At 65.4% G+C, this 11,600-nt stretch carries 10 protein-coding genes and 1 pseudogene; 8 read left to right on the forward strand and 3 right to left on the reverse strand.

Annotated features, from left to right (window positions below; all coding sequences use genetic code 11):
• The 8 genes from QOC89_RS18820 to QOC89_RS18855 form a co-directional block, all read left to right on the forward strand.
• Window positions 1-642, forward strand: a 642-nt coding sequence (locus QOC89_RS18820; RefSeq protein ID WP_323046409.1) for a Fe2+-dependent dioxygenase, incomplete at its 5' end; no start/stop codon positions are given.
• A gap of 389 nt (window positions 643-1,031) precedes the next feature.
• Window positions 1,032-1,787: a 2Fe-2S iron-sulfur cluster-binding protein gene (locus tag QOC89_RS18825; RefSeq protein WP_323046410.1), complete on the forward strand. Its 756-nt coding sequence runs from the start codon at window positions 1,032-1,034 to the stop codon at window positions 1,785-1,787.
• Between the two features lie 13 nt (window positions 1,788-1,800).
• Window positions 1,801-2,802, forward strand: coding sequence for a xanthine dehydrogenase family protein subunit M (locus QOC89_RS18830; protein ID WP_323046411.1), 1,002 nt, complete (start codon window positions 1,801-1,803; stop codon window positions 2,800-2,802).
• Window positions 2,799-5,021, forward strand: a complete 2,223-nt coding sequence (locus tag QOC89_RS18835; RefSeq protein WP_323046412.1) for a xanthine dehydrogenase family protein molybdopterin-binding subunit — start codon at window positions 2,799-2,801, stop codon at window positions 5,019-5,021. Before QOC89_RS18830 ends, QOC89_RS18835 begins: the two co-directional genes overlap by 4 nt.
• A 69-nt stretch (window positions 5,022-5,090) precedes the next feature.
• Complete coding sequence (locus tag QOC89_RS18840; protein ID WP_323046413.1) at window positions 5,091-5,678, forward strand: nucleotidyltransferase family protein; 588 nt, start codon at window positions 5,091-5,093, stop codon at window positions 5,676-5,678.
• A gap of 225 nt (window positions 5,679-5,903) precedes the next feature.
• The gene (locus QOC89_RS18845) at window positions 5,904-7,499 is read left to right on the forward strand and encodes a UdgX family uracil-DNA binding protein (RefSeq protein ID WP_323046414.1); all 1,596 of its coding nucleotides are present in this window, start codon (window positions 5,904-5,906) and stop codon (window positions 7,497-7,499) included.
• A gap of 185 nt (window positions 7,500-7,684) precedes the next feature.
• Window positions 7,685-8,389, forward strand: coding sequence for a PIG-L family deacetylase (locus QOC89_RS18850; RefSeq protein WP_323046417.1), 705 nt, complete (start codon window positions 7,685-7,687; stop codon window positions 8,387-8,389).
• A 66-nt stretch (window positions 8,390-8,455) separates the two neighbouring features.
• The gene (locus QOC89_RS18855; protein WP_165614491.1) at window positions 8,456-8,608 is read left to right on the forward strand and encodes a hypothetical protein; all 153 of its coding nucleotides are present in this window, start codon (window positions 8,456-8,458) and stop codon (window positions 8,606-8,608) included.
• Between the two features lie 121 nt (window positions 8,609-8,729).
• Here the strand turns inward: QOC89_RS18855 and QOC89_RS18860 are convergent, their stop codons facing one another.
• The 3 genes and pseudogenes from QOC89_RS18860 to QOC89_RS18870 form a co-directional block, all read right to left on the reverse strand.
• Window positions 8,730-9,797, reverse strand: a complete 1,068-nt coding sequence (locus QOC89_RS18860) for a 2-aminoethylphosphonate aminotransferase (RefSeq protein ID WP_323046415.1) — start codon at window positions 9,795-9,797, stop codon at window positions 8,730-8,732.
• An 11-nt stretch (window positions 9,798-9,808) separates the two neighbouring features.
• Entirely contained in the window at window positions 9,809-10,975 is a 1,167-nt protein-coding gene (gene aepY, locus QOC89_RS18865) for a phosphonopyruvate decarboxylase (RefSeq protein ID WP_323046416.1), read from the reverse strand.
• Window positions 10,972-11,600, reverse strand: a pseudogene (locus tag QOC89_RS18870) (phosphoenolpyruvate mutase); the annotation flags it as partial. The pseudogene QOC89_RS18870 and the gene aepY, both read right to left, overlap by 4 nt.

Here is an 11,600-nt window from a genome sequence, read left to right on the forward strand (position 1 = left end):
GCGCAATGCCGCGAAGTTCTCGACGCGGCGCACTGGATCGACGGCAATGCGACTTCCGGCGAACAGTCGGCGCAGGCCAAGCGCAACCAGCAATTGCCCGAAGGCTCGCCCGCCGCGCGCGCGGTGGGCGATGCGATTCAGGACGCGCTCGGCCGCAATCCGCGCTTCTTTTCCGCCGCGTTGCCGCTGAAAGTCTTTCCGCCGCTCTTTAACCGCTATGCGGGTGGCGACGGTTTCGGTACCCATGTGGACAACGCGATCCGCCAGCTGCGCGGCACCGACTTTCGCATTCGCAGCGATCTGTCGGCCACGCTTTTTCTCACCGAGCCGGATACCTACGACGGCGGCGAACTCTGCATCGAAGACACCTACGGCGTGCATCGCGCGAAGCTGCCGGCCGGCGACATGGTGCTCTACCCCGCTTCGAGCCTGCATTACGTGAGCCCGGTGACGCGTGGCGTGCGGCTCGCGTCCTTCTTCTGGATCCAGAGCATGGTGCGCGACGACGGCGAACGCGCCATGCTGTTCCAGCTCGACAACGACGTGCAACGCCTGGCCGCCGACAAAGGCGCGAACGATGCAACCGTGGTAAGTCTCACCGGCATTTATCACAATCTGCTGCGCCGCTGGGCCGACGCCTGATCGAGCGGTCTCCTCGTCCCGCACAAAACAGTCTTTCTTTTTGCACTGGGAAAGAAGACGTCTTCGCGTATTTACTTTCCTGTTCGTTAAGCGCAACGTCCATGCTTGACGCGCGCTGCGGCAATTAGTTGCGCTCTCCACGATTCGATCCCGTTCACCGTGATTCACTGCTGGCTTACGACTGGCTCACGGCTGATTCTGGGCGCGCCGCGTCGACAGGCCGTTGCGTTCGCAACGGCACCGAAATTGCTTTTGATGAGTTCGACCGCGACGCTCCGGATGCCAAAGCATCGAGTATCCGCACGCCGGATACCTGGACGTCGGGTACCTGTCGGGTACCTGTATGCCGCAAGCCTGCATTGACCTTTCATTGGAGCGAGCAGACCGCCATGTCCACGAAGAACGAGCTTCACGATTCGGGCGACGCACCCGCCACCGCGCCACCCCAACCCTCGCGCCGCCGTTTTCTGCAATCGGCTGCCGCTGCCGCCACCGTCGGCGCGGCGCCGCATCTGCGCGCCCAGACCCAAACTCCAGCCGCACCGCCGTCCACGGAAGTTCGCGCACCGGTGCCGGGCCGCCCGGTCACACTGACCGTCAACGGCCGCGCTTATACGCTGCAACTCGAACCGCGCGTGACCTTGCTCGATGCGCTGCGCGAATACGCGGGCCTGATGGGCACGAAGAAAGGCTGCGACCGCGGGCAATGCGGCGCATGTACCGTGATCGCCGACGGCCGTCGCATCAATTCCTGCCTGACGCTCGCCGTGATGCACGAAGGCGAGAACCTCACGACGGTTGAAGGACTCGCCAGCAACGGCGTGCTGAGTCCGATGCAACAGGCCTTCATCGAACACGATGCGTTCCAGTGCGGCTACTGTACGCCCGGGCAGTTGTGTTCCGCGACTGCCCTTCTGAACGAATTCCGCAACGGCACGGCCAGCACCGTGACCGCCGATGTCCGCAGCCGCCCGCCGCAACTTTCCGACGACGAGATCCGCGAACGCATGAGCGGCAACATCTGCCGCTGCGGCGCGTACGCGAATATCGTCGCGGCGGTGCGCGCCGTGCATGAGGGTGGCGGCCAAAACAGCGCAAGCAGTGGCAACAGCGGCGGCGCCAGCCGCAACGACGGCAACGCCTGACGGAGCGACCAGCATGGATGCGATCTCTTACGAACGCGCCGGCGATGTCGCCGGCGCCGTGCGCGCGGCGCAGCAACCGGGCGCGGTGTTCATCGGCGGCGGCACCAATCTGCTCGACTTGATGAAGGGCGGCGTGGCGCGGCCGATGCGGCTCATCGATATCACGCATATCAGCGGGCTGGATACGGTCACCACCCTGGCGGATGGCGGCATCCGCATCGGCGCCCTGGTGCGCAACAGCGACGCGGCCAATCATGCACTGGTGCGCGAACAATACCCGTTGCTGTCGCAAGCATTTCTGGCGGGCGCGTCGTCGCAACTGCGCAATATGGCGACGGTGGGCGGCAATCTGTTGCAACGCACCCGCTGCGGCTACTTTTACGACACCGCCTTCACGCAGTGCAATAAGCGTATGCCTGGCAGCGGCTGCGCGGCGCTCGACGGCCACAATCGCACGCACGCGATTCTCGGTACGAGTCCGCAATGCATCGCCGTGAATCCGTCGGATATGAGTGTGGCGCTCGCCGCGCTCGACGCCGTGGTGCGCGTCAACGGCCCCGCAGGCGAGCGGACGATTGCGTTCGCGGATTTTCATCGGCTCCCGGGCGACCGGCCCGACGTCGATACGACCTTGCAAGCGGGCGAGTTGATTACCGCCGTCGATCTCCCGCCACCGTTGTTCAGCGCGCACGCTCACTATCTGAAAGTGCGTGACCGGGCCAGTTACGCATTTGCGCTGGTCTCGGTGGCCGCCGCCTTGCAGATGGACGGCGAGCGCGTGAGCACCGCGCGCATCGCGCTGGGCGGCGTCGCGCACAAGCCGTGGCGCGCGAGCGCCGCCGAGCAGATGCTCAACGGCCAGCCGCTCACGCAGGCGAGGCTGCACGACGCCGCTGCGGCTGCGCTACGCGATGCGAGACCGCAGCGAGACAATCGTTTCAAGGTGCAGCTCGCGCAGCGCGCGATCGTGCGCGCAGTCAACCAGGCCGCGGGCCGCAGCGGAGGTGTCGCATGAATCTGATCGGTCAACCGCTCGACCGTATCGACGGTCTGCTGAAAGTCACCGGCGAAGCGCGCTACGCCGCCGAGTTCCCCGAGGCGCGGCTCGCGCATGCGGTACTTGTCACCAGCACCATTGCACGCGGCACGATTGCGTCGATCGATGCGAGCCGTGCGCAGGCGCTGCCCGGGGTGCTGCTGGTGATGACGTATCAGAACGCGCCGCGTCTGCCGAACGGCGGCAGATCCCCGCTGGCGCCGCCGGCCGGCCGCCGCCTGTCGCTGCTGCAGGACAATCAGGTTCACTACAACAACGAGCCGGTCGCGGTGGTGGTCGCCGATACGCTCGAACATGCAACCGACGCGGCGCGCCAGTTGCGCATCACCTATCAGAGCACGGCCGCGACGCTCGATTTCGCGCAGGCCAAGCCGAACGGACATGCGCCTGACAAACCGCAAGGCCGCACCACCGACACACAGCGTGGCGATTTCGACGACGGTATGCGCAGCGGTGCAGTCCACGTCGACGCCGTCTACACCACACCGATCGAGCATCACAACCCGATGGAGCCGCACGCCACGATGGCGCATTGGGACGGCCCGCAGCTCATCCTCTACGACTCGACGCAAGGCGTCAGCGGCGCGGCGCTGGCGGTCGCCAAAACACTCGGCATCTCACCCGGCGACGTGCGTGTGATTTCGCCGTTTATCGGCGGGGGTTTCGGTTGCAAGGGCTCGTCGTGGTCGCATGTGTCGCTGTGCGCGATGGCGGCGAAACAGACCGGGCGTCCGGTGCGCCTCGCGTTGGAACGGCCGCAGATGTTCGGGCCGGTCGGCTCACGTCCGCATACCGAGCAGCATTTCACCCTGGCCGCGCGCCACGACGGCACGCTGACCGCGATGCGTCACGACAGCACCTCGCATACGTCGACGATCGAAGACTGGACCGAGACCTGCTGCATGGTCACGCGCATGCTGTACGCGGTGCCCAATCAGCTGACCACGCACCGGATCGTGCCGATGAATCTCGGCACCCCGACCTTCATGCGCGCGCCCGGAGAAACGACCGGGTCGTTCGCGCTCGAATCGGCGATGGACGAACTCGCGGTGGCGTTGAAGATGGACCCGCTCGCGCTGCGTCTGAAGAATTACGCCGATGCCGATCCGCAGGAAAACAAACCGTGGTCGGGTAAATCCTTGCGCGAGTGCTATCAGATCGGCGCGGACAAATTTGGCTGGTCGCGGCGCACCGGCACGCCGCGCTCGATGCGCAACGGCAACACGCTGATCGGCATGGGCATGGCCACCGCGACCTACCCGGCCAACCGCAGCGAAGCCGCGGCCATCGCGCGAATTCTGCCGGACGGCAGCGCCATGGTCGCCTCCGGCACGCAGGATCTCGGCACCGGCACCTACACGGTGATGACTCAGGTTGCCGCCGACGCGCTCGGCTTCGCGCCGGACAACATCCATTTCGCGCTCGGCGATTCGTCGCTACCGAAAGCGCCGGGCTCAGGCGGCTCGCAATCGGCGGCGAGCGTCTCACCCGCCGTGCGCGATGCCTCGACCCAGGTGCGCAACCAGCTGATCGCGCTGGCGCTCGCCGATCCAGCGTCGCCCGTGCACGGCATCGCACTCGAAGACATCACGGTCGAAAACGGCTGGGTCATGAGCCGCTCGCAACCGGCCAAGCGCGATCCGGCGGCGGCGATCATCGCGCGCTCAGGCGGCAAACCGATCGAAGCCACCTCGACGGTCAAACCCGGCGACGAGAAACAGAAGTACTCGTTTCACTCGTTTGGCGCGGTGTTCGTCGAAGTGCATGTCGATGCCGACCTCGGCACGATTCACGTGGCGCGCATCGTCGGCGTGTATGACATTGGGCGCGTGCTGAACCAGAAGACCGCGCACAGCCAGTTGATGGGCGGCATGGTATGGGGCGTGGGCGCGGCACTGCAGGAAGAGACCTTGCTCGATACCCGCTACGGGCGTTTCACTAACGCCAATCTCGCCGAGTACCACGTGCCGGTGAACGCCGATATCGGCTCGCTCGACATCACGTTCATCGATGTGCCTGATCCGCACATCAACTCGCTCGGCGTGCGCGGCATCGGCGAGATCGGCATCACCGGGGTGCCGGCGGCGATCGTGAACGCCGTGTATCACGCAACCGGCGTGCGTGTACGCGATCTGCCGGTGACGCTCGATAAGGTGATGGGGGTGATGCAGGTGTAAATATTCGCGCTTGCCTGTCGCTGCGTTGCACCGCACAATCGGCCTTATCCTTTCTAGCGGTGCCCGTCCATGGCTTACGCCTCGCTCGCCACTGGCATCTTGCTCGCCGCCGGCCTCGGTTCACGCTTCGACCCCGACGGCGTGCAGAACAAGCTGCTCGCACACCTGCCGGATGGCACGCCGGTCGCGCATGAGGCCGCCCATCGGCTGCTGAAGGTCGTCACGCGTGTGCTGGCCGTGGTGCGGCCGGGCGGGGAAACACTTGCACGCATCCTGAACGACGCCGGCTGCGACGTGGTATTCGCCGCCGCCGCTGAGCGTGGCATGGGCGCGAGCCTCGCCGTCGGCATCGAAGCCAGCGACGACGCCGAGGGCTGGATCGTCGCGCTCGCCGACATGCCGCGCATCGCCACCTCCACGATCGAAGCCGTGGCGCAAGCGCTCGACGGCGGCGCTTCAATCGTCGCGCCGTTTTATCAAGGGCAGCGCGGCCATCCGGTCGGTTTCGGCATCGAGCATCGGGACGCCCTCATGGCACTCGACGGCGATACGGGCGCGCGCTCGCTGCTGATGTCGCAGCGGGTGGCGCGGCTCGACGTCGACGACCCCGGGATTCTTCGCGATGTGGATACGCCGGAAGATCTGCGCAATATTTAGCTTGAGCTTTGGCTTTAGCGCATCGTTAGGTGCCTTGGCGCACCTCACGCAGCTTCGCTAGCCAGTCCGCTCCAGCGCCTGCCGTCACCACTAGACGAATCGAACGCACCGGCATAACCGCGGGACTTGATCCAGGCGCGCATCCAGGTAGATACTGTATGTCCATACAGTATTTTGGCCGCATGGATTGACGCATCACGCTGCGTGTATCCACGGCGCGTGAGCATGAAACGTATTTCGATCGAACCGTCTTTCGCCGTCTGGCGGCGCGCCGCGCGGGCGCTGCTGCGGGAAGGTGTCGAGCCATCGCAGATCGAATGGCTTGAGTCAGCAAGCGAGGCAGCGGCTGAAAGCCCGGTGAGCGGCCATGATTCGGGTGGCGGCCACGCGGCGCAATCTTCGGCAACGGCCGTGGTTGAAAAAAGTCTCGCCAGCAATCTCTCCAGCACGAGCGCCGCTGGCGAGCCAGACACAGAGTCCACCCGTACCGCCGCGGATAACGTCGGCATAGATACTGCCGGCGTACTCGCCATTCCGCGCGAACTGCTCTCGTGGCTCAGAACGGCTGCGTGCTTTCGCGCGCCGGACCGCTGGTCGCTGGTGTACCGCGTCCTATGGCGCTGGACGCACGGCGAGCGCAATGTCCTCGATCTCGGCGACCCCGACGGCGCGCTGCTCGATCAACGCATTCGCACGATCGAACATGAAACCGACGCTTTGCTGACACTCACGTTGTTCAGACGCCGCGATCCGTCCATGGGACCGCCCGAGTTCGTCGGCTGGTACGAGCCGCATCATGATCTGCTGGAGCGCGCCGCCGCGCGCTTCGCCGACCGCATGGGCGAATCCACGTGGATGCTGGCCACGCCGCACGGCGCGGTGTTCTGGAACGGCATGCTGCTGCGCATCGGCCGGCCGTTAGTGGAGAAACACGCGCAGACCACGCAGGTATTAACGGCTAGCGCCATGACCGGCGAAGCTGTCACCAGCACCCCCACCGAGGCGCTCTGGCTCGCGTATTACGCCAGCGCCTTCAACGCCCAGCCGTCGCCCGTGCCGTTGCGCTACTGGAGAATGCCGCCCGCGGGTCCACCGCTGCCCGCCCACCTGGCTCGCGAGCGCAGCCGTCTCGGCGCGCAAAGCGCAGCGGTCACCGTCCCGCCCACGCCGCCGCTCGAGTATTCGGCGATGACGCCGCCTTTGCGGGAACCCACTGGCCCGCTCGCCACTTGCAGGCGCTGCGCGTTATGGCGCAATGCGAAACACGCGGTTGCGGGCACCGGGCCCGCCCATGCGGCGATCATGGTGGTCGGTGAACAGCCGGGCGAGCACGAGAACCAGCACGGCGAACCCTTCACCGGGCCGGCCGGTGAATTGCTCGACGCCGTGCTTGCGCGCGCCGGTCTGGAGCGGCAGGCGCTGTATCTGACCTATGCCGTCAAGCATTACAAATGGGAAACGCTCGACGCAGAGCGCGTCCATCGCCTACCCGTGCGGCGCGAAGTGGAGGCTTGCCAGTATTGGCTGGAAAAAGAACTGACGCGAGTCGCGCCACGCGTAGTGGTCACTCTCGGCGCAACCGCGCTGAGAGCGCTGACTGGCGCGCACGTCAATCTGTCCGAGTATCTCGGTCAAACCATCGCGCACGAGGGGCGTCTGATCGTGCCGGCCTGGCATCCCTCGTATGCGCTGGGAATGGCCGACGCCACGTTGCGCGACGACGTCGTGACGGCGATTGTGACGGCGTTCAGCCGCGCGGCGGCACTGGTGGCTGACGAAAAAGGTGAGCATGTTCGGGACATGCAGAATACGCAACGGTGAGCTTCTCCAGGACGCGTCCGCAGCATTTCCGCGCTCAGGCATAGCGCTTGCGCACCTCACACCGGCCGCGCAAGCCGCGCCAATTCCGCCTAAGCTGATGTGACGCCGCAAATCCAGCGAGCCTGGCGCGCGCAACATTGAAGCGTTGAATGCGGCCCGCGCGTTTCGAAACCGTCACCCGTGCCATGAGCGAAACCAGTCCACGCCTTTTCATCGTGTCGCCCCATTTCGACGACGCCGTCTTCAGTTGCGGCGCGTTACTCGCCGCGCACCCCGACGCCGCGGTCTGCACGGTGTTCGCCGCGCCGCCCGAGCAGGAGATGCATACCGAATGGGATGAAAGATCAGGTTTCACGAGCGCCCATCAGGCCATCCACGCCCGCACGCTCGAAGACAACCTCGCCCTCGAGGTGCTCGACGCGATTCCGCTCCGTATGCCGTTTCGCGACGGCCAATACTTCGACTCGCCGTCGATCAGCAAACTGGCGGCGGCGCTTGAAGAAACCATCTACCGCACAACGGCCAATACGCTGCTCATGCCGCTCGGACTGCATCACGACGACCACGCGCTGGTGTTCGAAGCCTGCTGCGAAATCCTGCCGCGCCTGTCGCATCTCACGTGGTTCGCTTACGAGGACGCGATTCATCGCCGCACGCCCGGTGTCGTGCAGGCGCGGCTTGCCGACCTCGTGCAACGCGGCGTGGTGGCGACACCGGACTATCCGAGCGCGGGCCACACGATCGACCTGCCGCGCCGCGCGCAGCTCAAACGCGAAGCGGTGAACGCCTACGCAAGCCAGTTGCGCGCGTTCGGCGCGGGCAATTACGACGACATTTTCGCCACCGAACGTTACTGGCAATTGCGCGTGGGGCGTCGCGCGAAAAAGTAAGGGCCGCGTAATGCGCTGGATCGGCTACGCTTGATTCAGCCCGCTTCTCAACCTGAAGGTGATGCAATGAGCTACGACATGCATACCAGTCCGATTCCCGATCCGAACGCCGATCCGAACCGCGACCCCGAAGCCGATCCGCTGGTGCCGCCGTCGCCGGGTCATCACACCGAGGAGCCGCAGCGGCCCGACGGACCGCCGGACAAAGACCCGGTGTGAACGCGGGCGGCGTGGCAAGTGGAGCGCATGCGCCGGCCGCCCGTGAGTTGCGGCGGCGGCGTGCCTGAAGAGGCGCATCAGCTAGCTAAAAAACCCGCAGCAGAGCGGGGCGGCGCGCGCTTTAGCGCGTCAGCTCGGTAAAGCCTTGCAAAAGACGCTCGATGTCGGCGGCGTGGATGTTGCCCATCGTCGAGATGCGGAACAGTTCGGCCGACAAGCCGCCTTGACCGGCATAGATGACGAAACCGCGCGCCTTCAGCGCGTCGTGCAGTTGCGGATACGCCACGCCGTCCGGCAAGCGATACGCGCGCAGCACCACCGACGACTGCTCCGGCGCCAACACACTGCCGACGCCCCGCTCAGCCAGGCCCGCGCGAGCCTGCTCGGCGAGCGCGGCATAACGCGCATGACGCGCTTGCCAACCGCCTTCGTCGGCGAGTTCGCGCAGTGCTTCCACCAGCGCGTAGTACGCATGAACCGACGGCGTGAACGGCGTATTGCGCTGGTCCTGCAAACGCGCAAGGCGCCCGAGGTCCAGGTAATACGTGCGGCTCGCCGCCTGCGCGAGCGCTGCGCGCCGCACCAGCACGAACGACGCGCCGGGCACGCCATGCAGACACTTGTTCGCGGTCGCCGCGACGGCGTCGAGACTGGCGTCGGCGAAATCGATCGCTTCGGCGCCGAAGCTGCTGACGCCATCCACCAGCAGACGCAGACCGCGTTCGCGGCACAGCGCGCCGAGCGCCGCCAGATCGTTCAGACGTCCCGTAGTGGTTTCGTGATGAATCACGGCGACATGAGTGAACGCTTTGTCCGCGTCGAGGCGTTCGGCGAGCTGCGCGAGATCCGGCGCCTGCATCCAGTCGTGTTTCAGCGACTCATGCGCGATACCGTACTGCGTGGCGATCTGCGAAATCCGCTCACCGTACACGCCGTTTTCGACGACCAGCAGCTTGCCGTTTTGCGGCACCAGCGCGGCGGTCATGCTTTCGACAGCCGCGGTGCCCGAGCCGGTCATCAAGACCGCTTGCCATTCGTTTGCGTCGAGGCCGTACAGATCGACCAGGCGGGTGCGCGCCTCTTCCTGCAAGTCGAAAAATTCGCTTTCGCGATGGCACAGATCCGTCTGCAACAGGCTGTTGCGGACGCGTTCGGTGAGTGTCACCGGGCCGGGATTGAGCAGCAACATGAGCGCACTCCTTAAGCAGCGCCGATGTGACGCATCAGGCGCGTCTTTACATCGGGCGGGGTAATAGTGGGACGCGGCAGGCCATCGGGCGTACCGCGGCGAATCGCCAATCGCGCGAAGCGCGGACCATGGGGCGAGGGCACGGTGTCGAACAACTCGTCGATTACGTTGACGTCGTCGCTTTCAACCGCCGACGCATAACCGCACGCCGCGGCGACACCCGCAAACGAGACTTGCGACGACACCGTCGCCTGACCGCCGGTCGAATCGTGTGCGCCGTTATCGAGCAGCACGTGCGTGAGATTCGAGGGACCGTACGCGCCGAGCGTCGCGAATGCGCCCATGCGCATCAGCGCGGCGCCGTCGCCGTCGAGCGCGACCACGTGCAGGTCGGGACGCGCCAACGCAAGCCCCAACGCGAACGGCGTCACGCAACCCATCGAGCCGACCATGTACAACTGGTTGGCACGGTCATCGATCGCATAGAGCTCGCGGCCGCAAAATCCAGTCGACGCGAGCACCACTGTCGATTCAAGCGGTGTGTGCGCGATGACTTTCCGCAACGCGTCGTGACGCGAAGCCAGCTCATTCGCTGCAACGTTTTCGAATTGCGAACGCGGCGCTACCGGCACACGGCGCGTACCTGTGTGGCGCTCTTTCAACTCATACGGCGCCACGCTGCCCTTTTGCATCACGAGCGCGTATGGACGGCCGGTTTCATCCATGTGAGCCAGCGCGCGATCCAACGCCGGGCCGATCGCGTCGGCTTCGGTCGGGAACGTCTCCCACGGAATTTCCATCGTATCGAGCATGGCGGGCGTGACCGGGCCCATCAGCGCGTGCTGCGGCTCATCCGCGACGCCGGGTTGCCCGCGCCACGTGACGATCAGCAATTGCGGCAAACGGAAGGTCCACGTGAGCGAGGTCAACGGGCTCACGGCATTGCCGAGGCCGGAGTTCTGCATCATCGTGATGCCACGCCGGCCGTTCTTTGCGCCGAGCGTGACGCCCGCGATCAACGCGACCGCATCGCCTTCATTGGCGGCCGACACGTAATGCAGCGATTCGTCCTGCAATACGTAGTTGATGAACGGCGTCAGATACGAGCACGGCACGCCTGCGTACCAGTCGAAGCCGCGTTCGCGCGCCGCCTCGACAAACTGTGCTGCCTCGATCATTGCGCGGCTCCGCTGGCAGCGTCCGTCGTTCCTGCGTGGTTGCCGACCGCTGCCGCGAACGGCGCCTGCGCGTGCGCGAAATCGCCGGCGCGACGGAAGTCTTCCAGATCATTCACACCGCGCCAGTGACCGTGCACGTATTGCACCTCGATCGCTTCGCCTGCTTCGACGAGCGCATTCAGCAGCGCGGGCATGTCGAGCGAATCGAAATCCGGGCGCGCCTGCAATTTGGCGATGACCGCTTGCAGACGCTCACGCCCTTCACCACGGACATTCAGCAGACCCACCCAGCGGCCATGCGGCGTTTGCGAAGCAATCGCGGAGCTGGCCTCCTGCCCGCTCGACACATGACGCAGCGTGACCTTATTGCCGAACAGGCCGCGATCGTCGGCTGCCGAACACCATGCGAAGTCGCGCACACTGGCATTTTCCGCGTCGGTCAGCGATGAATCGACCACCACGCTGAACGCGGCTTCGCTCTCGACCAGATCGCGCAGGATGTAGCTGCGGAACAGCAGATCGCCGTACGAAATGACGGTGTCGCCGGCAAGCTTGTCGACCGCGCAGGCTAGCGACGCCAGCTCGCCGGTTTGTGCGTGACGTTCATTGACGACCAGCTTGATAC

Origin of the sequence: Paraburkholderia sp., assembly GCF_034668105.1 — a bacterium.
Taxonomy (GTDB): Bacteria; Pseudomonadota; Gammaproteobacteria; order Burkholderiales; family Burkholderiaceae; genus Paraburkholderia.

Excerpts from the sequence above, each read along its gene's own strand:
- QOC89_RS18840 (WP_323046413.1), top strand. The coding sequence starts at position 5,091 with ATGGCTTACGCCTCGCTCGCCACTGGCATCTTGCTCGCCGCCGGCCTC.
- QOC89_RS18845 (WP_323046414.1), top strand. The coding sequence starts at position 5,904 with ATGAAACGTATTTCGATCGAACCGTCTTTCGCCGTCTGGCGGCGCGCC.
- QOC89_RS18825 (WP_323046410.1), top strand. The coding sequence starts at position 1,032 with ATGTCCACGAAGAACGAGCTTCACGATTCGGGCGACGCACCCGCCACC.
- QOC89_RS18830 (WP_323046411.1), top strand. The coding sequence starts at position 1,801 with ATGGATGCGATCTCTTACGAACGCGCCGGCGATGTCGCCGGCGCCGTG.
- aepY (WP_323046416.1), bottom strand. The coding sequence starts at position 10,975 with ATGATCGAGGCAGCACAGTTTGTCGAGGCGGCGCGCGAACGCGGCTTC.
- QOC89_RS18855 (WP_165614491.1), top strand. The coding sequence starts at position 8,456 with ATGAGCTACGACATGCATACCAGTCCGATTCCCGATCCGAACGCCGAT.
- QOC89_RS18860 (WP_323046415.1), bottom strand. The coding sequence starts at position 9,797 with ATGTTGCTGCTCAATCCCGGCCCGGTGACACTCACCGAACGCGTCCGC.
- QOC89_RS18835 (WP_323046412.1), top strand. The coding sequence starts at position 2,799 with ATGAATCTGATCGGTCAACCGCTCGACCGTATCGACGGTCTGCTGAAA.
- QOC89_RS18850 (WP_323046417.1), top strand. The coding sequence starts at position 7,685 with ATGAGCGAAACCAGTCCACGCCTTTTCATCGTGTCGCCCCATTTCGAC.